Source organism: Dactylosporangium darangshiense (assembly GCF_039537565.1).
Lineage (GTDB): Bacteria > Actinomycetota > Actinomycetes > Mycobacteriales > Micromonosporaceae > Dactylosporangium > Dactylosporangium darangshiense.
Map to the genome: position 1 here is coordinate 215,201 of NZ_BAABAT010000009.1, position 20,372 is coordinate 235,572.

21 protein-coding genes are annotated in these 20,372 nt (G+C 73.0%); 15 read left to right on the forward strand and 6 right to left on the reverse strand.

Annotation, left to right across the window (positions count from 1 at the left end):
• The first annotated feature begins 5 nt into the window (after positions 1–5).
• From ABD901_RS19460 to ABD901_RS19510, 11 genes are read left to right on the forward strand one after another with little or no spacing between them, the layout of a single operon-like run.
• The gene (locus ABD901_RS19460) at positions 6–932 is read left to right on the forward strand and encodes an acyl-CoA dehydrogenase family protein (RefSeq protein ID WP_345128497.1); all 927 of its coding nucleotides are present in this window, start codon (positions 6–8) and stop codon (positions 930–932) included.
• On the forward strand, positions 929–1,774 hold the full coding sequence (locus ABD901_RS19465) for an enoyl-CoA hydratase (RefSeq protein WP_345128498.1): 846 nt from the start codon (positions 929–931) through the stop codon (positions 1,772–1,774). Before ABD901_RS19460 ends, ABD901_RS19465 begins: the two co-directional genes overlap by 4 nt.
• Positions 1,771–2,502 carry an SDR family NAD(P)-dependent oxidoreductase gene (locus ABD901_RS19470; RefSeq protein WP_345128499.1) on the forward strand — a complete coding sequence of 244 codons (732 nt, stop codon included), beginning with the start codon at positions 1,771–1,773 and terminating at the stop codon, positions 2,500–2,502. Before ABD901_RS19465 ends, ABD901_RS19470 begins: the two co-directional genes overlap by 4 nt.
• On the forward strand, positions 2,495–3,979 hold the full coding sequence (locus tag ABD901_RS19475) for a class I adenylate-forming enzyme family protein (protein ID WP_345128500.1): 1,485 nt from the start codon (positions 2,495–2,497) through the stop codon (positions 3,977–3,979). The genes ABD901_RS19470 and ABD901_RS19475 overlap by 8 nt, the downstream gene beginning before the upstream one ends.
• A 40-nt stretch (positions 3,980–4,019) precedes the next feature.
• Positions 4,020–4,679 (forward strand): nitrile hydratase subunit beta, encoded by a 660-nt coding sequence (gene nthB / locus ABD901_RS19480; protein WP_345128501.1) that lies wholly within the window; start codon positions 4,020–4,022, stop codon positions 4,677–4,679.
• Entirely contained in the window at positions 4,676–5,257 is a 582-nt protein-coding gene (gene nthA, locus ABD901_RS19485; RefSeq protein WP_345128502.1) for a nitrile hydratase subunit alpha, read from the forward strand. The genes nthB and nthA overlap by 4 nt, the downstream gene beginning before the upstream one ends.
• Positions 5,254–5,568 (forward strand): nitrile hydratase accessory protein, encoded by a 315-nt coding sequence (locus tag ABD901_RS19490; protein ID WP_345128503.1) that lies wholly within the window; start codon positions 5,254–5,256, stop codon positions 5,566–5,568. Before nthA ends, ABD901_RS19490 begins: the two co-directional genes overlap by 4 nt.
• A gap of 26 nt (positions 5,569–5,594) precedes the next feature.
• Positions 5,595–6,236, forward strand: coding sequence for a GntR family transcriptional regulator (locus ABD901_RS19495; protein WP_345128504.1), 642 nt, complete (start codon positions 5,595–5,597; stop codon positions 6,234–6,236).
• Positions 6,236–7,957, forward strand: a complete 1,722-nt coding sequence (locus ABD901_RS19500) for a 1-deoxy-D-xylulose-5-phosphate synthase (protein ID WP_345128505.1) — start codon at positions 6,236–6,238, stop codon at positions 7,955–7,957. Before ABD901_RS19495 ends, ABD901_RS19500 begins: the two co-directional genes overlap by 1 nt.
• A 44-nt stretch (positions 7,958–8,001) precedes the next feature.
• Entirely contained in the window at positions 8,002–8,805 is an 804-nt protein-coding gene (budA, locus tag ABD901_RS19505; RefSeq protein ID WP_345128506.1) for an acetolactate decarboxylase, read from the forward strand.
• Between the two features lies 1 nt (position 8,806).
• On the forward strand, positions 8,807–9,064 hold the full coding sequence (locus tag ABD901_RS19510; protein ID WP_345128507.1) for a hypothetical protein: 258 nt from the start codon (positions 8,807–8,809) through the stop codon (positions 9,062–9,064).
• A gap of 12 nt (positions 9,065–9,076) precedes the next feature.
• Here ABD901_RS19510 and ABD901_RS19515 read toward each other — a convergent pair whose 3' ends face one another.
• Entirely contained in the window at positions 9,077–9,862 is a 786-nt protein-coding gene (locus ABD901_RS19515) for a GNAT family N-acetyltransferase (protein WP_345128508.1), read from the reverse strand.
• 63 nt (positions 9,863–9,925) lie between these two features.
• Entirely contained in the window at positions 9,926–10,660 is a 735-nt protein-coding gene (locus tag ABD901_RS19520) for a tetratricopeptide repeat protein (RefSeq protein WP_345128509.1), read from the reverse strand.
• Positions 10,661–10,773: 113 nt separating this feature from the next.
• On the opposite strand from ABD901_RS19520, the gene ABD901_RS19525 reads away from it, so the two are divergent.
• Positions 10,774–10,914: a hypothetical protein gene (locus ABD901_RS19525; protein WP_345128510.1), complete on the forward strand. Its 141-nt coding sequence runs from the start codon at positions 10,774–10,776 to the stop codon at positions 10,912–10,914.
• On the opposite strand, the gene ABD901_RS19530 is transcribed toward ABD901_RS19525, so the two are convergent.
• Positions 10,892–11,827: an AfsR/SARP family transcriptional regulator gene (locus tag ABD901_RS19530; protein ID WP_345128511.1), complete on the reverse strand. Its 936-nt coding sequence runs from the start codon at positions 11,825–11,827 to the stop codon at positions 10,892–10,894. The genes ABD901_RS19525 and ABD901_RS19530 overlap by 23 nt on opposite strands.
• A 227-nt stretch (positions 11,828–12,054) precedes the next feature.
• Here ABD901_RS19530 and ABD901_RS19535 point away from each other — a divergent pair, with 227 nt between their 5' ends.
• Positions 12,055–12,888 carry an MIP/aquaporin family protein gene (locus ABD901_RS19535; RefSeq protein ID WP_345128512.1) on the forward strand — a complete coding sequence of 278 codons (834 nt, stop codon included), beginning with the start codon at positions 12,055–12,057 and terminating at the stop codon, positions 12,886–12,888.
• 8 nt (positions 12,889–12,896) lie between these two features.
• Here ABD901_RS19535 and ABD901_RS19540 read toward each other — a convergent pair whose 3' ends face one another.
• Positions 12,897–15,236: a transglycosylase domain-containing protein gene (locus tag ABD901_RS19540; RefSeq protein WP_345128513.1), complete on the reverse strand. Its 2,340-nt coding sequence runs from the start codon at positions 15,234–15,236 to the stop codon at positions 12,897–12,899.
• Between the two features lie 176 nt (positions 15,237–15,412).
• Between ABD901_RS19540 and ABD901_RS19545 the strand changes: the two genes are divergently transcribed.
• A complete protein-coding gene (locus tag ABD901_RS19545; RefSeq protein ID WP_345128514.1) occupies positions 15,413–16,108 on the forward strand; it encodes an aminoglycoside phosphotransferase family protein in 696 nt (231 codons plus the stop codon).
• Positions 16,109–16,189: 81 nt separating this feature from the next.
• On the forward strand, positions 16,190–17,413 hold the full coding sequence (locus ABD901_RS19550; protein ID WP_345128515.1) for an alpha/beta hydrolase family protein: 1,224 nt from the start codon (positions 16,190–16,192) through the stop codon (positions 17,411–17,413).
• On the opposite strand, the gene ABD901_RS19555 is transcribed toward ABD901_RS19550, so the two are convergent.
• Positions 17,410–19,668 carry a tetratricopeptide repeat protein gene (locus tag ABD901_RS19555; RefSeq protein ID WP_345128516.1) on the reverse strand — a complete coding sequence of 753 codons (2,259 nt, stop codon included), beginning with the start codon at positions 19,666–19,668 and terminating at the stop codon, positions 17,410–17,412. The two genes, ABD901_RS19550 and ABD901_RS19555, sit on opposite strands and share 4 nt — an antisense overlap.
• Before the next feature lie 170 nt (positions 19,669–19,838).
• Positions 19,839–20,336, reverse strand: a complete 498-nt coding sequence (locus ABD901_RS19560) for a discoidin domain-containing protein (RefSeq protein ID WP_345128517.1) — start codon at positions 20,334–20,336, stop codon at positions 19,839–19,841.
• Positions 20,337–20,372 lie beyond the last annotated feature (36 nt).

Genomic DNA, 20,372 nt, shown 5'->3' on the forward strand with positions numbered 1-20,372 from the left:
CCGCCGTGCGTTTCGCCCCGACCGACGACCAGACCGCCCTCGCCGAGGCGGTGCGGGAGCCGCTCGCCGCCGCCGACTGGGACGCCCTGGCCGGCATGGACGTCTTCGCCGCCCTCGTCCCCGCCGACGCCGGCGGGCTGGGCCTGGCCGAGACCGACCTCGTCGGCGTGCTCGAGGCGGCCGGGTACGCGGCCGTCGCCCTGCCGTTCTCGGCCACCGCGTTCGTCGCCGCGCCCCTGCTCGCCGGGGCCGGCGACCCCCGCGCCGCCGACGCGGCCGCCGGCCGGGCCCGGGTCGCGCTCGCCGGCCCGCGCGGCCTGACCCCGTTCGCGTTCCTGGGCAACGCCGACTGGGTCCTGCACCTCGACGACGGAGTCGCCCGGATCGGCGCGTCGGCCGGCGACCCGGCCGCCACCGTGGACACGACTCTTGCCGCCGCCTGGTCGACCGGTGCCGAGGTGCTCGCCGCCGGCCCCGAGCTCGTGCGCCGCGCCGAACTGCGCGCCGGGCTCGCCCTGGCGGCCGAGCTCGTCGGCCTCGGCCGGCGGATGCTCGACCTGACCGTCGGCTACGTCAAGCAGCGCCGGCAGTTCGGCGCGCCCGTCGGCAGCTTCCAGGCGGTCAAGCACCACCTCGCCGATGCCACCCTCGGCCTGGAGTTCGCCGCACCCGAGGTCCTCGCCGCCGCCTGGGCCGTCGAGCACGACACCGACGCCGGGCGGGCCGTCGACGCTGCCGTCGTCCTCGCCGCCGAGGCCGCGCACGACGCCGGCCGCGCCGCGATCCAGTGCCACGGCGCGATCGGCTACACCGTCGAGTACGAGCTGCACCGCTACGCCAAGCGGGCCTGGGCCCTCGAGGCCCTCGCCGCGACCGGCGCGCGCCTGGACCGCATCGCCGCATCCCTCGACCTTCCCGGAGGTGCCTCATGAGCGAGGAAGACGTCGTTCTCTATCGGACCGAGGGCCCGGTCGCGGTGGTCACGCTGCACCGGCCGCAGTACCGCAACGCCCAGAACTCCGCCATGACCTACGCCCTCGACGACGCCTTCTCCCGCGCCGCCGACGACGACGAGGTCAAGGTCGTCGTCCTCGGCGGCGCCGGCGAACACTTCAGCGCCGGCCACGACATCGGCACCCCCGGCCGCGACATCGACGTCACCTTCCCGCGCCGCGCCGGCCTGTGGTGGGACCACGTCGGCAAGCCCGGCGCGGAGTCCCGCTTCGCGCGGGAGTCCGAGGTGTACCTCGGGATGTGCCGCCGCTGGCGTGAGCTGCCCAAGCCGACGATCGCCATGGTGCAGGGCGCCTGCATCGCCGGCGGCCTCATGCTCGCCTGGTGCTGCGACCTCATCATCGCCGCCGACGACGCCTTCTTCGCCGACCCGGTGGTGCGCATGGGCATACCCGGCGTGGAGTACTTCGCGCACCCGTGGGTCATGGGTCCCCGCCAGGCCAAGGAGTTCCTGTTCCTCGGCGAGCGCGTGCCCGCCGAGCGCGCCCTGTCCCTCGGCATGGTCAACCGGGTCGTGCCCCGCGCCGACCTGGAGGCGTCCACCATGGACATCGCCAACCGGATCGCCACCATGCCCCGCCTCGGCCTGGCGCTGACGAAGAAGGCCGTGAACCAGGCCGAGGACCTCATGGGCCTGCGCGCCGGCATGGACTCCGTCTTCGGCCTGCACCACGTCGCGCACGCGCACAACGCCGAGGTCGGCGGCGACTCCCTCGCCGGGCACGACGCCCGCACCATGCGCGACGGCGGCCCCCGATGACGGGTGCCCGCTACGACGGCCTGGTCGCCCTGGTGACCGGCGCCGCCTCCGGCATCGGCGCCGCCACCGTCGAGCGGCTGCGTTCCGAGGGCGCCCGCGTCGCCGCCCTCGACGTCGCCGCGGTCCCGGCGGAGGACGGCGTGCTGCCCCTCGCCTGCGACGTGCGCGACGAGGCCGGGGTCGCCGCCGCCGTGGCCCGCGCCGCCTCCTGGTGCGGCCGGCTCGACCTCGTCGCCAACGTGGCCGGCGTCGCCTCCTATCAGCACACCACCGCCGTGGCCCTCGCCGAATGGGAGCGCATCCTCGGCGTGAACCTCACCGGCACGTTCCTGGTCTGCCGGGCCGCCCTGCCGCACCTCGTCGCCGCGCGCGGCGCCATCGTCAACGTCGCCTCCCTCGCCGGGGTGCGGGGCTGGCGGTACAGCGCCGCCTACTCGGCCGCGAAGGGCGGCGTCGTGGCGCTGAGCCGCTCCCTCGCCGTCGAGTACGCGCCGGACGGCGTCCGGGTCGCCTGCGTCTGCCCCGGTTCCGTGGACACCCCGCTGCGGGGCGGGCTCACTCCGGTACCAAACCCGCATCCGAGGCTCGACGGGCACGCCCGGGCCCTGCTGGACCCGCCGGTCGCGGACCCCGCCGAGATCGCCGCCGCGATCGCGTACCTCGGCGCGCCCGAGGCCCGCTTCGCCACCGGCGCCGTGCTGCGCCTGGACGGGGGAGCCGGTGTCTGAGCCGACGACGATCGCCGAGCTGGTGGCCCGCAACGACCCCGCCGGCGTCGCCTTCCACGCACCCGAGGGCACGTTCACCTGGGCCGAGTACGACGACCTGTCCGGCCGCCTCGCACAGGCCTATGCCGACGCCGGATTCGCGCCGGGCGACCGCATCGCGGTGCTGCTGACCGGCGGCGCGCTCACCCATGTCGCGTATCTGGCGGCGCAGAAGGCCGGCCTGGTGACGGTCGGCATCGGCCCTCGCGCCGGCGACGCCGAGATCACCCACCTGCTCGCCAAGACCGGCGCGGCGGCGCTGGCCACCCGGGAGTACCACCGCGGCCGCCCGGGCTCCGAGATCGCCGCCCGCTGCGGCGCACCCCGCCACGTCGTGCTCTCCCTCGACTCGCCGGCGGCCCGGCCGTTCACCGGCGCCGGCCTCGGCGCCGGGGACGTGTTCTTCCTCAACTCGACCTCCGGCACCACCGGCCGCCCGAAGGTCGTGCGGCAGACGATGGACAACCGCAAGTACTTCGGCCCCCTCGCGCACGCCGCCGCCCGCATGGGCCCCGACGAGGTCTTCGCGAGTGTCCTGCCGGCCCCGTACGGCTTCGGACTGTGGAGCGCCCACGTCGTCCCCGCCATGTACGGCTACCCGACGGTCCTCACCGCCGAGTTCGACGCCGCCGAGACCCTGCGCCTGATCGAGCGCCACCGCGTGACGGTCCTGTGCGCGGTCACCGCCCAGTTCATCATGCTGCTGAACCACGCGGACTTCGCCGGCGCCGACCTGTCGTCGCTGCGCGTCATGTTCACCGGCGGCGAGCGCGTGCCGCTGGCCCGCGCGCGGGAGTTCGAGGAGCGCACCGGCTGCGCCGTCCTGCAGTTCTACGGCTCCAACGAGGCCGGCCCGATCTCGGTGACCTCGCTCGACGACCCGCCCCGGCAGCGCCTGACGACCGCCGGGCGCCCCATCCCCGGCATGCGCGTGCGCCTGCTCGACCCTTCGGGCGAGAACGCCGCGGAGGGCCAGGTCGCCGCGCACGGCCCCGGCTGCACCCCCGGCTACCTCGACGACGAGCCCGCGAACGCCGCCCTCTTCCGCCCGGACGGCTGGCTGGTCACCGGCGACATCGGCACCCTCGACGCCGAGGGCTACCTGTCGATCACCGGCCGCATCGCCGACTTCATCATCCGCGGCGGCCACAACGTGAGCGCCCTGGTCGTCGAGGAGGCGGTGGCGGGACACCCTTCGGTGGCCGCGGTCGCCGTCGTCGCCGCACCCGACCCGGTGCTCGGCGAGCGGGCCTGCGCCTACGTGGTGACCCGCGCGCCGCTGGACCTGGACGACCTGCGCGCCCACCTCGACGCCGCCGGCGTGACGAAGCAGAACTGGCCCGAGCACCTGGTCGCCCTGCCCGAGCTCCCGCTGAGCACCGGCGGCAAGGTCGACAAGGCCGCCCTGCGCGCCGACGCCGCCACCCGCTTCGCCTGACCGAAGGTGTGGCGAGCCGAAAGCTGGGTAGCGTGCTCGCGTGGATGGCATCGCCGACATGGGCGGAACCGAGGGCTGGGGCCCCGTGCACCCGCCGAGCGCCGACGAGCCCGTCTTCGCCGAGCGATGGCAGGGCCGGGCGCTCGCGCTCGGGGTGCTGGCCATCCGGGTGTCCGGGCGGAACATCGACGCGTACCGGTACGCGCTCGAACGCCTGGACCGGACCGGCTACCTGGGCGACGGGTACTTCGGGCGCTGGCTCAACGGCGCGGAGCTGATGCTCGACGACAGCGCGATCCTGGCGCCGGACGCGGTCGACGCCCGGGCACGCAACCTGCGCGGGGAGAAGGTCGCGGAGCCGCCGGTGCCCGAGCCGAACCGGCCCGGCTACACGCCGGCCGCCCCCGGTTCGCTGCGCACCGTGGACGCCGCGCCGGCCTTTGCCACCGGCCAGCGGGTCCGCACCCGCGACATGTCGTCGCCCGGCCACACGCGGTTGCCGCGGTACCTGCGCGGGCACGCCGGCGTCGTCGAGCTCATCCAGCCGGCGGCGGTGCTGCCGGACACCAACGCCGAGTTCCTCGGCGAGAACCCGCAGCACGTGTACACCGTCCGCTTCGACGCCCGGGAGCTGTGGGGCGGCGAGGACTTCGCCGTCACCGCCGAGCTGTTCGAGTCCTACCTGGAGGCGGCCGCGTGAGCGAACGGCCACCCGTCGCGCTGCGCGCCGAGGCACTGGAGCAGCTGCTCACCGAGCGCGGCCTCATCGAAACGCAGGCGCTGGACCGGATCATCGCCGACTACGAGACGAACATCGGCCCGCTCAACGGCGCCAAGGTGGTGGCCCGGGCGTGGAGCGACCCGCAGTACCGCCGGCGTCTGCTCGACGACGGCACCGCCGCCATCGAGGAGCTGGGCTTCTCCGGCTCGCAGGGCGAGCACATCGTCGTCGTCGAGAACACCCCGGCCGTGCACAACGTCGTGGTCTGCACCCTGTGCTCGTGCTATCCGTGGCCCGTGCTCGGGCTCCCGCCGAGCTGGTACAAGGACCCCGCCTACCGCTCGCGCGTGGTCCGCGAGCCGCGCACGGTGCTCGCCGAGATGGGCCTCGAGCTCGCCGACGACGTGCGGATCGTCGTGCACGACTCCACCAGCGAGGTGCGCTGGCTGGTGCTGCCCGAGCGCCCGGCCGGCACCGAGCACCTGACCGAGGAGCAGCTCGTGCCGCTGGTGACCCGCGACGCGATGGTCGGCGTGGCGAAGGTGCAGGCGCCGTGAGCGCCCCGCTGGACATCGAGGGCGCCGCCGCACCGCCGCGCACCAACGGGGAGCTGCTGTTCGCCGAGCCGTGGGAGAGCCGCGCCTTCGGCATGGTGGTCGCGCTGCACGAGGCGGGCGTGTTCGGCTGGTCGCAGTTCCGCGATGCGCTCGTCGCCCGCATCGCGGCGGGGGAGGCGACCTACTACCAGCACTGGCTGGGCGCCGTGGAGGACGTGCTGGCCGCCCGTGGCACCGTGGCCGCGGGCGAGATCACCGCCCGTGTGCACCTGCTGGCGGACCGTCCCGCCGGCCATGACCACTTGCACTGACATGTAACCGGTAATATTTTACTTGCATGCTCCCATCCGTGCAGCGCACCAGCCTGCGGGACCAGGTCCTGACCGCGCTGCGCCAGGCGCTCGTCACGGGCCGGCTCGAGCCCGGCGTGGTGTACTCGGCCGGCTCCCTCGCCGCCGAGCTCGGCGTGTCGAACAGCCCGGTCCGCGAAGCCATGCTCGCGCTCGTCGACGACGGGCTGATGGAGGTCGCGCCCAACCGCGGCTACCGCGTGGTGGCGCTGACCGAGGCGGACCTGGCCGAGATCACGCAGCTGCGATACCTGCTCGAGGTGCCGGCCGCGGGCCTGGCCGCCGAGCGGGACCTCGGCGAGCGGCTCGAGGCCCTCTACGAGCTGGTCGACCGGATCGAGACCACCGCGGCCGCGGGCGACCTCGCCGGCAACCTCGACGCCGACCGCCGGTTCCACCTCCTGCTGGTCGAGGCGTGCGGCAACCGTCGGCTCACCGAACAGGTGGCCCGGCTGCGCGACCAGACGCGCCTGTTCAATCTGCGCGCCCTGGCCGAGAGCGGGGCCCTGGTCGCGTCCGCCGCCGAGCATCGCCCGCTGCTGGACGCGGTCGCCGCACGAGACCGCGCCACCGCGGAGACGCTCATGCGCGCGCACCTGGACCACATCGACACCGACTGGAGCCACTGATGAGCGTGTTGGCCTCCATTCGCGGTCCGGTTGACCTGAGGAGCCTCGACGCCGGCGAGCTGCCGCGGCTGGCCGCGGAGATCCGCGCCCATCTCGTCGCCGCGGTGTCCCGCAACGGTGGCCACCTCGGGCCGAACCTTGGCGTCGTCGAGCTGACCATCGCCCTGCACCGGGTGTTCGACTCGCCGCGCGACGCGATCGTCTTCGACGTCGGCCACCAGTCCTACGTCCACAAGCTGCTCACCGGGCGGCAGGACTTCGCCCTGCTGCGCCGGCAGGGCGGGCTGTCCGGCTACCCGTCGCGGTCGGAGTCGGCGCACGACATCGTGGAGAACCAGCACGCGTCCACCGCGCTCAGCTGGGCCGACGGGCTGGCGAACGGGCGCCGGCTGTCCGGTGTGGACGGCTGCGTGGTCGCGGTCGTCGGCGACGGCGCGCTCACCGGCGGCATGGTGTGGGAGGCGCTGAACAACATCGCGGCGCAGAAGGACCGGCCGCTGGTGATCGTGGTCAACGACAACGGCCGCTCCTACCAGCCCACGGTCGGCGGCCTGGCCGACCACCTGGCCCTGTGCGAGGACCTCGGTTTGCAGTACATCGGCCCGATCGACGGGCACGACGAGCCGGCGCTGGAGGTCGCCCTCGGCCGGGCCAAGCGCTGCCCCGGGCCGGTCGTCGTGCACTGCATCACCGAGAAGGGCCGCGGCCACCCCGAGGCCGAACGGGCCGACGAGCGCTACCACCAGGTAAAGCCCATCGACGCCGCCCCGCCCGGCCCGGAGAACTGGACCAACGCCTTCGCCGAGCAGCTGGTGACCCTCGGCGCGCAGCGCCCGGACATCGTGGCCGTCACCGCGGCCATGCGGCGCTCGACCGGGCTCGAGCCGTTCGCCGAGCGCTTCCCCGCCCGCTGCTTCGACGTGGGCATCGCCGAGCAGCACGCCGTCACCGCGGCGGCGGGAATGGCCACCGCCGGCCTGCACCCGGTCGTCGCGGTGTACGGCACCTTCCTCAACCGGGCCTTCGACCAGCTGCTGATGGACGTTGCGCTGCACCGCTGCGGCGTGACGTTCGCACTGGACCGCAGCGGCGTGACCGGCGAGGACGGCGCGTCCCACAACGGTGTCTGGGATTTGTCGGTACTGCAGGTCGTGCCCGGGCTGCGCATCGCCGCACCCCGCGACGCGGTGCAGCTGCGCGCCCAGCTGTGCGAGGCCGTCGAGGTGCGGGACGCCCCGACGCTGATCCGCTACCCGAAGGGCGATGCCGGATCGCCGATCGCCGCCGTCGGGCGGGTCGGCGCCATGGACATCCTGCGCCGGCCCGGCAACGCCGACGTGCTGATCGTCTCGGTCGGCTCCCTGGCCGACCTGTGCTGCTCGGTCGCCGACCGGCTGACCGCCGGCGGATACGGCGTCACGGTCGTCGACCCCCGCTGGGTCAAGCCGCTCGACCCGGCCCTGCCCGGGCTCGCCGCCCGCCACCGCCTCGTCGTCACCGTGGAGGACGGCGTCCGCGCCGGCGGCGTCGGAGCCATGGTCGGCCAGGCGCTGAGCGACGAGAACGTCTGGGTGCCCGTGCGCAGCTTCGGCACCCCCATCGAGTTCCTCGACCACGGCAGCCGCGACCAGGTGCTCGAGCGCTGCGGCCTCACCGCCGAGCACATCGCGGAGCTGACCTTCGCGGCCCTGGACCGGACCGGCACACCGACGTTCGCCTAATGCGGGTGAGCGCGCCGCCGCCCGCGCCTCGACACCGTTGAACGATGAGCGCGGCCAACAGCTCGTACCACGCGTTCCGCCGGTGGGCGCGCGCGACGCTGGCGCACGTCGCCGGGGTGCACGGCGGCGGCTCGGACGTCGCGCGCGAGGTGTACCAGACCTCGACCATGGGCGCGCTGCTCGACGGCGTGTACGACGGCGACGTGACCATCGGCGAGCTGCTCGAGCACGGCGACTTCGGCCTCGGCACGTTCAACCGGCTCGACGGCGAGATGCTGATCCTCGACGGCGTCTGCCACCACCTGCGCGCCGACGGCAGCGCCCGCATCGCCGAACTGACCGACCGCACGCCGTTCGCCGCCGTCACGTGGTTCACGCCCGAGACCCGGATCCCGGTGCCGCCGGGCAGCGATCGTGCGGCCGTGAAGGCGCTCATCGACGGCGCGCTTGCCAGCGTCAACCTGGTGTATGCCGTGCGGCTCGCCGGGACGTTCCGCGAGATCCGCACGCGCACGGTGATGGAGCAGCGCCCGCCGTACCCGCCGCTGACCGAGGCGACCAAGGGCCAGCAGGAGACCGTGCTGGACGGCGTGGACGGCACCCTCGCCGGGTACCGCACCCCGGACTACGAGCAGGGCATCTCCGTCGCCGGGTACCACCTGCACTTCATCGACGGCGACCACCGGCGCGGCGGCCACGCGCTCGACTTCCGGGTCGAGCGCGGCAGCGTCGAGATCAGCGCCCGTTCCGAGCTGCACGTGAGCCTGCCCCGGACACCACAGTTCCTCGCCTCGAACCTGACCCCGGCCAACATCGCCGGCCAGATCCGCCAGGCCGAAGGAGGCTGACATGGGTACCGCTCCGGTGCGCTCGGCGCAGCGTGTGATCGACACGCTGTCGGCACACGGCGTGCACGCCCAGTACGCCGGCGCGTTCGGCGCCCGCGGCGTGCGCGTCGACTCGATGGAGCAGCTGGAGACCGAGCTGCGCGCCTCCCTGTCCCACGAGACGCTGGCCGAGCCGGGCGTCACCATCATCGATGCCCGGGTCGACTACTCCCACAACACAGACCTGTTCGCCCACCTCCACGAGGGCGTCCTCGAGTGACACGCCGGCCGCTCAGGGTGCCGCGGTGAACGCCGTCCAGGTCTCCACCAGGCGGAAGCCCATCGACTCGTACAGCGCCCGGCCCGCCGGCGAGCTGATCAGGACGGCGGTGTCCGCGCCGCCGGCGAACCCGTCCGACATCGCCCGGGCGGTCAGCGCCCGGCCCAGCCCATGACCACGTGCGCCCGGAACGACCGCGATGTTGAACAGGACACACACGCCGGAGCCCCGGACCAGCAGCCCGGTCCCGGTCGGCCGATCCGGCGGGCCGGCGAGGTATGCGGTCGCCTTCGGCATGGCCAGCAGGTCTGCGCCCATCAACGTGCCGAACAGTTCGGCGGGAGCCTCGAACCCGGCGGCCACCGTCCTCGTGTAGACGTCGTGCTCGGCGGCGTCCGCCGCCCGGACCGACGCGCTGTGCTCGCGGCCGGCGCGCAGCACCGCGTCGGTGGCGGCGCAGGCCATCAACGGCAGGTCGCCGCGCTGTGTGAGCCCGAGCCGCGCCGCGAGATCGGCAACGGGGCCGGTCGCCGCGCCTCGCACGACGATCGACCACGGCCGCCCGGCCCCGCGCACGTCGTCGGCCGCCCGGCGCAGCGGCTCCAGCGACTCCGGGCCGGGGTTCGCCGTCGCGACGAACGCCGTGTTGAGCGACGCGAAGCCGGCGTCCGACACGAGCGCGAGCGCGCCATCGTCGCAGACGGCCCGGCCGTTGGAGTTCTCGCCGTATATGCGCACCATGGCGTCGGACCACGCGCCCGCCACCCGGTCGGCGGACGCCTGCTGTGCTCTGTTCATATCGGTTGTTCCTTCGGTATCTGCTGTTGCCTTGATTCGAGCCGCCCTCGGTGTACCGCGGCCTCAAGCTTCCGTAAGGGCGAACGCGGCCCGTGGCTCGAGCGCCCGGCCACGGGCACGCTCCGCGTCGAACGCCTCGGCGCCCAGCGCCTTCTCGGCCGCGGCGCCGACGGCTGCCAGATCGGCGGCGTCGTCGGGGTCGGGGACCTGGCCGAGCGCGGCGAAGGCGGCGTCGGTCACGCCTACCATCAACGCGGCGCGACGAAGATCACCCTCCGCGGAGGCGAGCGCGGCGCCGGCCACGCAGACGTACGGCACGAAGCTGTCCCAGCCTTCCCGGAACACCCGCTCGCGGCTCGTCGCGAACAGGCGGCGGGCCTCGCCCAGGTTGCCGAGGCCCAGCTCGCAGAAGGCGAGGTTGTGCATCTCGGAGTTGACCGTCTCCGCGTTCCCCAGCTCCTCGTTGAGCACGATGCTCGACCGATACAGCTCTCGCGCCCGCTCCAGGTCCCCGGCCATGCGCGCCACCGCGGCCAGCACGTGCCGGGGCCGTTCCTCGAGGGCGCGGTCGCCGGCCCGGACCGCCACCGCCAGCGCTGTCCGGGCCAGGCGGTCGCCCTCGGCCAGGTCGCCGCGCCGGATCGCCACCCGGGCCAGGCTGTAGACGGCCTCCACCTCGCCGGCCGGATCGCCGGCCGCGCGGGCGCGCAGGATCTCGGCCTCGCTCATCCGCACCACGGCCTCGTTCTCACCGCGGCGGAACGCGGCGCGTACGTCTGCGCTGAACCCCGTCGTCAACTCGCCACCCACCGTCCTGAGCGCGACCCGATGTCGCGGACCGGGCCAACCTAGCGGACCGCTCTTACCCAGAACTTGATCGCTTCCGCGGGCCGGCGGCTTTGCTTCCGCGCATGTTGCTACGCCCCCACGGCCCGGCCGCCGACGAGGAGCCCGCGCCTTGCCCGCCGTCGGCGGTCTGGCTGCTGCGCGAGCAGCTGGGCCGGGTGGTCGAGTGCCGGTTCAGCTATGTCAGGCCGCCGCAGCCTCGGTAGCCGTCCGCCCGCAGCGACAGCACAGCGGCGCGACCAGGACCACGAGCGTCGGCGGAAGCCGTCCGGACAGTTCGATGATCTCGTCGATGACGGCCGCGTCCGTGGCGTCGGTGCGCCCGGCGAACGTGAGCGCCCGGCGCCGCGCCTCCTGCAGGGCCGGCCCCGGATCGATGCCGAGTTCCTCCGCCAGGCGGGTGCGGATAGTCTGGTACACCGCCAGGGCCTCGGCCGGCCGGCCCACGGCGGCCAGCGCGTCGATCAGCCCGGCGTGGATCGGCTCGTTGAGCGGGCCCATCCTGGCCGCGAGCCGCAACGGCTCCAGCACCCGTGACGCGCGACCCAGCCGGACGGCGATCTCGGTGGCGGCGACGGCGGCGTCGTAGAACTCGCCGTCGATGGCCGCCAACGTCGCGACGGCCGGTGAGCTGTCGGCCAGGTCCTCGGCGGCCGAGCCCCGGCACAGCCGCAGGGCGTCGGCATAGCGGTCCAGTGCCTCCTCGTCGTGGCCCTGGCCCTGCTTCGACCTCGCTTCCGACAGGAGGCGGCGGAACGCGATCAGGTCGAGCGTGCGCGCATCGGCCGCGAAGCGGTAGCCGTTGCCGAACCGCAGCAGGTACGACCCGGCGGACCTCGGCCGCAGGTCCGGTTCCAGCAGCCGGCGCAGTGCACCGATGTACTTGTGGATGGCGTTCACCGCGCTGGCCGGAGCGTCGTGGCCCCAGAGCTGCTCGACCAGGCCGGCCGTGCTGATCGGCCGGCCCTCCCGCGCCATCAGCAGCGCCAGGACTCGGCGTTGCTGCCGCGGCCCGGTGTCGATCTCGGCATCGCCCCGCCAGACCCGCAACGGCCCAAGAATCTGCACCCGCAGCGCGCCCGCCGTCCGCTCGCCGCTTTCCCCAACGCCTCGTGGCATGCCCTGCTCCGATCCGCATGTGTTCTCCCGCTGGTGATGCGGCTCGGGTCCGGAAAAGTTCGACCCGCGGGCAGGAAACATGCGGCGGACCCCGGCGGCAAGCCCACCTAGGGCCTGCCCGCCCACGCCGCCCTGCAACGCCTCATCGCCACAACCCTCTGACCAAACGCACCGGGGTTTGTTATCGTTTCTTCCTAACTGGCTACCAGCCTCCTTCAGGAGGGCGCATGGCACTACGATGGAACCCCCGCGGCCTGCTCGGCGAACTCGCGGCCGAGTTCGCCGGCACGATGGTTCTCATCCTGTTCGGTGTCGGCGTGGTGGCCCAGGTGGCCGGCGGCGGCATCGGCGACCACGACAGCATCGCCTGGTCCTGGGGCCTGGGCGTGATGCTCGGCATCTACGTCGCCGGACGGATCAGCGGCGCACATCTCAATCCCGCCGTCACCATCGCGCTCGCGGCTTTCAAGGGCTTCGAGTGGCGCAAGGTGGCTCCCTACTCGATCGCCCAGTTCCTCGGCGCGTTCGTCGCCGCGCTGCTGGTGCGCTGGAACTACACCGAGGTCCTGCACGCCGCGGACCCCGGCCTCACCATCAGGACCCAGGGCGTCTTTTCCACGCTGCCCGGCAATGGCACGCTGCCGGTCGGCGAGTGGGGCGCCTTCCGCGACCAGGTGATCGGCACGGCCATCCTGCTGTTCCTGCTCCTCGCCATCGCCGACGCCGCGAGCACTCCCGCGGCCGCCAACCTGGCGCCGTTCGTCATCGGCCTGCTCGTCGTCGGCATCGGCATGGCGTGGGGCACGGACGCCGGATACGCGACCAACCCGGCCCGTGACTTCGGGCCGCGGCTCGCCAGCTTCCTCACGGGCTACGAAGGCGCATTCCGCGATCAGACGGGGTATCTGTACTTCTGGATCCCGATCGTCGGCCCCATCGTCGGCGGACTCGCCGGCGCCGGGCTCTACCAGCTGCTGATCGGCCGTTTCCTGCCTGCCGCCACCCCGCAGGTGCCGGGCGAGCTGCCGACTCCCGACCGTGCGGAGGCGACCCGCGGCTGATCAGCGCGTCATTGCCGGGCGGACCGCACTGGTGTGGCCGGTGGGCCGGTGGTGGCGGGCGGTTTCGGCGATCGGCTCGGTTCGGGGTTCCGGCTCGGGCAGTCCGGCGGCCGGCACGACGGGGTTGCCGTGGTCGGCTTGGCCGAGGGGGTCGCCGCCAGGCTCGTCGGCGGTGGCGCGCTGGTGCGGTCCTCGGCGAACGTCGGCTGCGCGAACCGGAAGGCGTTCTTGTCGAGCTTCAGGGCGGCGGTGGCGTCGACCATGAACTGCCGCCAGATCGCCCCCGGGTAGGTGGCGCCGTACACGTCGTACTTGCCGTCCTTGGTGACGAGGGCCTTGCCGTCGGTGGTGCCGAGCCAGACGGCCGCGGCCAGCGGCCTGGTGTAGCCGACCATCCACGTGTGCGCGTTCTCCTCGAGGCTGTCGCCGCGCTGCCAGGTGCCGGTCTTGCCGGCCGAGTCCCAGCCGTTGGGCAGTTTCGCCGCATCCACCTGCCGCAGCGTCCAGTTCAGCTCGTTGATCCGCTCCTGGTCCAGTCCGATGTCGCGTTGGCTGAGCTTTTCGGTGTACACCTCGTCGCCTCGCTTGGACACCGAGCGCACGAAGTGCGCGTCGGCCCGCTTGCCCGCCGCGGCGAAGGTGGCCATGCCGTTGGCGTGGTCGAGCACGGTGACCGGGTACTGGCCGATGCCGACCTCGTTGGAGAAGCGCGGTGCGACGTCCTGACCGGACACGCCGCGCAGGTCGACGCGGACCGGGTCGGCCTGACCGGGCTGGTTGGCCCACATCGAGTCGATGCCGGCCCGGCTCGCCGTGTCGATGATGTTCGCCGCCCCCAGCTTCTCCGTAAGCTCGAAGAACGTGACGTTGAGCGACGCGACCGTGGCCTCCCAGAGGGTGCAGTCGGGCTGGCACTTGGCGCTGGCCGCGTTGCGGATCGGGCCGGCGGGGCTGCCCTTGACGCGGCCGCTGGCGGGGAACTCCTTGCTGGCCGGAGAGTCCCAGTGCGACTTCATCGACACGTTCTGGTGCAGGGCCTCGGCGAGGTCGTACACCTTGAACGACGAGCCCGGCGGGTGGGCGCCGAAGCCGCGCGGCTTGCCGGACTCGTCGACGTACGAGCCCGCGTAGTCGGCGCCGGTGCCGCTGCTGCCACCGTAGTACCCAAGTACTCGTCCGGTGCCCGGTTCCACGGCGACGAGCGCGGCCTGCCAGTCCTGCGGCTGCCCGCGCACGATCTGCGGTGCGCTCGCGCGCCGGATGTCGGCGGTCGCCTCGGCGACGTCCTGCACCCGCTTGTCGATCGTCGTGACGATCCGGAAGCCGCCGTTGCGCAGGTAGTCCTCGGGCTTGTCGCGGAACCGGTCGGTCCGGCGCAGCTCGGCCATGGCCTGGCTCACCACCAGACCGGTCGGCCGGTCCAGGCCGGTCTGCCGGGCGGCCGGGTCGGGTCGCTTGACGGTGTCCGGGTAGGCGAGCGAGTCCGCCTGCGCGCGGGTGAGGTATCCGAGGCCGACCATGTTGTCGCGGACGTACGCCCACCGGCTCCTGGAGTTCTCCAGCGCCTTGGGGCCCCGGCTCGGGTCGTAGCCCGGGCTGCCCTGCGGGTCGTCGGGGTCGGCCTCGGGCTGCTTGATCATCGATGCCAGGACCATGGCCTCGGCGGTTGTGACCTGGCTTTCCGGCGGCGCGTTACGGTTGGCCGTCTTGCCGAAGAACGTCTGCGCGGCGGCCTCGATGCCGTAGGCGCCGCGACCGAAGGGAACCGTGTTGAGATAGAACTCCAGGATCTGCTGCTTCGAGTAGCGGTCGTCGAGCTTCCACGCCATGACCGCCTCGCGCAGCTTCCGGGAGTACGTCACGCCCTTGAGATCGGCCGCGATCCGCGCGTACTGCTGGGTGATGGTCGACGCACCCTGGGTCTGACCGCCCGTGGCGTTGTTGCGCACCGCCCGCAGGATGCCGCCGAAGTCCACCCCCGGGTTGGTCCAGAACGTCCGGTCCTCCGCGGCGACGACGCTCTGCCGCACCGCGTCGTTCATCTCGCCGTACTTGAGGATCGTCCGGTTCTCGGTGCCGAGCTTGGCCATCGGCGTCGTACCGTCCGCGTAGTACACGGTCGTCGACTCCGGCAGCGTGAGCTCCTCGGGCGTCGGCACGCTCTCGAAGTACAGCGCGCCGATCACCGCGCCGACGCCGGACAGCATCAGGACGACCACGAGCGCGAAGACCAGCCACGGCCGCCGGTACCACGGCGGGCGGGACCTCCGGGCCGGTTGCGGCAGGTCGGCCGGGGTTGTCGAAGGCACTTCAGCGACACGCTCGGCCGCCGGCTCGGTGTACTCCACACCGTGGACAGTTCCCGAGCTCGATGCCGCGAAAACACCGGCGAGACGGAGTTCGGGAAATGGCGTTGTGCCGTCGGGATAGCCCAGTAGCGTCATCGGGCATGGTGGATCACCAGGTGCTCCAGGATGAGCCACATCGTCGGGTGGTCCGCATCGCGGATACGGTCCGGCGGCCTGTGCACCCGTGGTCCACGACCATTCACGAACTTCTGCGGTACCTCGAGGAGATCGGTTTTCAGTACGCCCCTCGACTGCTCGGCATCGATGACGAGGGCCGGGAGATGCTCAGCTACATCGACGGGGAGTCCGGCGGTGCGGGCTGGGCCAAGGTCGTCGAGGACGAAGGCCTGGTGGCGATGGCCCGTCTCCTGCGCGAGTACCACGAGGCGGTGCGCGGGTTTCGTCCGGCCGCCGGCGGGGGGTGGGCGGCCCACGCCGGTGCTGTCGGCGCGGGCGAGCTGATCTGCCACGGCGACTTCGGCCCGTGGAACCTGGTGTGGCGCGGCAGCCGGCCCGTGGGCATCCTGGACTGGGACTACGCCTGGCCGGCACCGCCGATCCACGATGTCGCCTACGCGTTGGAGTACGTTGCGCCGTTTCGCGACGACCACACCTGCCTGCGGTGGCTGGGATACACCGCACCGCCGGACCGGCGACGCCGGATGCGGTTGTTCGCCGAGGCGTACGGTCTCAGCTCGACCGCCGGCCTCGTCGATGAGGTCATCGCGCAGCAGCGGGCGGTCTGGCAGCGGGCCCGCCGGCTCGCGACGCAGGGGCGGCAACCGCAGGTCGCATGGCGCGAGAGCGGAGTGCTCGACGCGGCGGTGGAACGGATCCGCTGGAGCCGGGCCAACCGGCACTTGTTCGAGTGACACCCTACGGGCCGTTTCGGCTGGTACGGCGGGGTATTCGTTACGTCTGCGAGGCCGCACCTGCAAGTTGAGGAGGCCGCAATGCGCCCGCTTCTGTTCCCGGACGACCAGCAGTTTTGGTTCGAAGCCCTGCGCAGCCTCGGCCACACCGCATACGGCGGCGCGGACATCGGCGAGGTCGTGAGCACCGCCGAGGCCATCACCGCCGGCGACTACGACGGCTGGCACGACCAGTGGCTCGCCACCGCCGACCGCGTCGCGATCGGTGCCGACAGGGCCGCCATGGCCGGGCATCGCGTCAGCGCGCGTGAGGGGTACCTGCGCGCCTCGAACTACTACCGCGCCGCCGAGTTCTTCCTGCACGGACGACCCGACGATCCGCGCATCCCGCACGCCTACGACCGCAGCGTCACCTGCTTCCGCACCGCGGCCGGACTGGCCACGCCGGCAATCGAGCCGATCGAGATCCCCTACGAGGGAACCACGCTGCCCGGGTACTTCTACCACGGCACTGGCAGCGGTACCGGCGAACGGCGCCCCACCGTCGTGATGTGCAACGGCTTCGACGGCACCGTGGAAGAGCTGCACTTCTATGGGGCTGTGGCCGCAATCGAGCGCGGCTACCACGTGCTGAGCTTCGACGGACCCGGCCAGCCCGGCCCGCGGCACCGGCAGGGCATGGGCTTCCGGCCCGACTGGGAAGACGTGGTCGGCCCGGTCATCGACTACGCGCTGACCCGGCCCGAGGTCGACCCGGATCACATCGCGCTGCTCGGCCTCAGCATGGGCGGCGAGCTCATGCCCCGCGCCGCCGCGTTCGAGCCCCGCCCGAACGCGCTCATCGCCCTCGACGGCGTCTACGACCTCGGCGACTTCGTCACAGCGGCGATCCCCGGCGACCGCGCCATCATCGACCCACGGTTGCTGGCGCCGGAAGACCCCGAGCTCGACACCGTGATCGCCGGCCTGATGACGGCCGACCCAACCGTCAGATGGATGATGGAGCAGGGCATGTGGACGTGCAACGCACCGTCGCCACGGGCGTTCTGTGCGGCCTTCCTCGCGTACCACCTCCGCAACGGCATCGCCGAGCAGATCGCCTGCCCGACCCTCGTCTGCGCAGCCGAGCAGGACCTGTTCTTCAGCGGCCAGCCGGAGCGCCTCTTCGAACACCTCACCTGCAAGAAGACGCTGCTCTCCTTCACCAGCGCCGAAGGCGCCGGAGCCCACTGCCAGTCGGGCGGCCAGCGACTGGCCTTCGCCCGGATCTACGACTGGCTCGACGAGGTCTTCGGCCGGCGCTAACCGGCCTCGGCAGCACGCGCCATCCGGTGTACCGCAAGTGTCGCCGGATGGTCCGGGCCCAACGCGCGCTCGTGGTCGGCGAGCAGGGCCTCCAACGTGTCCGTGGCCTCACCCTGCGCCTGCAGCCGCGCGGCGCGGGCGGCGAGCAACGCGGGATGGTCCGGGCGGTAGAGCCGCCGGCAGTCCTCCACCAGCCGGTCCCATGCGGCGGCATCGCCGCTCAGGCTCGACGCCTGCGCCAGGTTCCAGCGGGTTGTCAGGGTCAGCTGATGGTGGGGCCCGTGCAAGCGCTCGAACTCGGCCCGCAGCTCCCCGAACTCGACCGCGGCGCCGGCGGCGTCGCCCATGTCGAGCCGGCAGCGGGCGAGGTTGCCGCGAGCGTTGAGGGTCATCGGGTCAGCGGCGCCCCAGAGGCGCTGCGCTTCGGCGTAAAGTTCCTCCAAATCCGCCAGTGCGCTGACCAGGTCGCCCGTCTGTATCCGTACGTGAGCCAGGTCGGTGCGCATTCCGAAGGCCAGCGGGTGATCGGCGTCGTGGGTCTCCCGGCAGGCCCGTACCAGTTCCTCGGCAGTTTCGAGGGCGCCGCGCGCATCGCCGGCCTCTACCTGCCAGCGTGTGAGGCGCCGTCCGACATCGAGCGTGGCCGCGTGTGCGGGGCCGGAGTACTTGACGGACTCCTGATACAGCCGAAGCAGTTCCGCCGCGGCAAGCCCCGGTTCGCCCGCCAGGCCCCGCCGCTCCGCGCGGCGGCCGCGGAGGGCGGTCGTGCCCGGGTGCTTGGCGCCCAGAACCCGTTCGAAGTCGGCGAGGAGCCCGTCCGTCTCGGCGTAGTCGCCCGTCGCGGCGCGCCATTGCGCAATGCCGTAGCGGATGAGCAGGACCGCGGGGTGATCATCGGCGAGGTGGCGCCGCGTCTCGGCATGGAGCTGCGTGAAGAAGGCGACGGCATCCTGCGGGAAGCCGTTGGTGCCGAGGATCGCGCCGAGATAGAGCAGGACGCGGTGGGGGCCTCGCCGGGTGTCCCACAGCCGCAGTCCGGCGGTCGTGTGCAGGGCGGTCGCGTTGGCCTGGAACGACCGCTGGTTCGCCGCGAGCCACCGCACGTCGCGGTACACCAGCGCCAAGGCGTCCGCGGCCGCCGTCGCCAGGGTGAGCCGGCGCTGCTTGGGAACGGCCTCGCGCGTGGCGCGCTGGACGAGCGTGTGTACCGCAACGTTGGTGCCCGTCTCGTCGAGGTCGACGAGGCACAGCCGATCGAGCAGGCGCAGGGCGTCCCGGACCTGGTCCTCGGAGACCTTGCCGCAGTAGTTCAGGCCCGGGGCCGCGGTGAGCACGCGAACAGGCACCGCGCTGCTGTCGAGCAGCGCCGCGACCTCGAGGACGGACCGGGCCACGCCGGACGTCGCGCGGTCGGCGAGCTCGATGGACAGGCTCCAGGTCGTCGCGATCTCGGACGGTTGGTCGTCCGGCAGCGCGTACGGGGTCACCGCGGCCAGGCCGCGCTCCCGGAGCCGGCGCCGGTAGCCGGCGCAGTCCGTTCCCTTCTGGTCGAGGATGAACGCGGCCGCCTGCGCCAGGGCCAGCGGCAGGTGCCCGAGGTCGGCGGCGAGTTCGGCGGCCTCGGCGAGGCGCGACGGGCGGTCGCCCAGCTTGCCGGTCAGGTAGCCGGCGGCCTCCTCCGGGGTGAAGGCGCCGACCGGGATCTCGTTCCGGCCGGCCAGCAGGGAGCTGTCGCGGCGCCGAGCGGTGATCACGGTTCGACCGGCCGCTGTGATGGGCGGCCAGAGCCCGCGGGCCTGGCCAGGCTCGGTGAGGCCGTCGAGGACGACCAGCCAGCGGCGCGGGGTGGCGGCGAGCCACGCGAGGAAGCGGTCGGCGTCGGCGACGCCGGTCACGTCGGCGGCGGCCTGCGCGTACGTGGCGACGATGTCGGAGCGGGTCGTGGCCGTCACCCAGACGAGCAGGTCGACCTTGCCCTCGTCCCACCACCGGTTGGCGAGGTTTGCGGCGGCCTGCGTCTTGCCCACGCCGCCGAGGCCGACCAGCACCTCCGGCGTGGGGTCCGCGGCCAGGGCGCCGGCCAGCCGCCGGTCGGCCGGCCGGTCGATGCGCCGGTCGGCGGGCACGGGCACGACGCCGAGGCGGTGCGGCCAGGACTGCATCGCGGCGTTGACGGTGATGTTGCCGTACACGGAGCCGCTGACCGCCACACCGTGGTCGGCCCACGCCCATCCGGTGTTCTCGACGGAAGTCATCGCCTACCACCTCAGCCGATGAACGCCGGCTCCGCAGTCAGGCTCTTGTCAGCAGGCGACGCGCCTGCCGGGTCCGTAAGGTCGAGGAGCCCGCCGGCCGGGGCGTGGCCGAGCGCCGGCTGGAGCTCGAAGCCGCGCTCCGGTCGGCGCTCGCCCTCGGATCCCGGCGGTCAGGCCGCGAGCCTGGAGTACACCTCGAACTCCCACAGCGAGAGGCCCCATCCGGTGCCGCGCGCCGTGCCGAGCATGCGGATGTAGCGCCCAGTCCCGGCGGCGTCGATCGACTGGATGCCGCCGGCGCCGGTCGTCGTGGCGAAGATGGTGTACCACGACGTGCCGTTGTTGGACATCTGCAGCTGGAACGCCTTGGCGTATTGGAAGTCCCAGTTGAGCACGACCCGGCAGACGTTGTACGCGGCCCGCAGGTCGATGGTGATCCACTGCGACTCGCCGGGCCCGCTGACCCAGCGGGTGTGCGGGTTTCCGTCGATGGCGTTGGACGGCGGGTACAACGGATCCTGGCTCGAGGCGATGGCGCGGCCGCCGCGGGCGACGTTGGTCGTGCCGCAGGCCGGCGACGGCCCGGCGGCCTGCGCCGCGCCGGCCGGCATGACCAGCGCGGCGGCGAAGAGGACAAGCGCGACGAGCGCGCGACGCACTACGGGCATGGTGGGATGCCTCACCTTCAACATTGGCGGATGCTG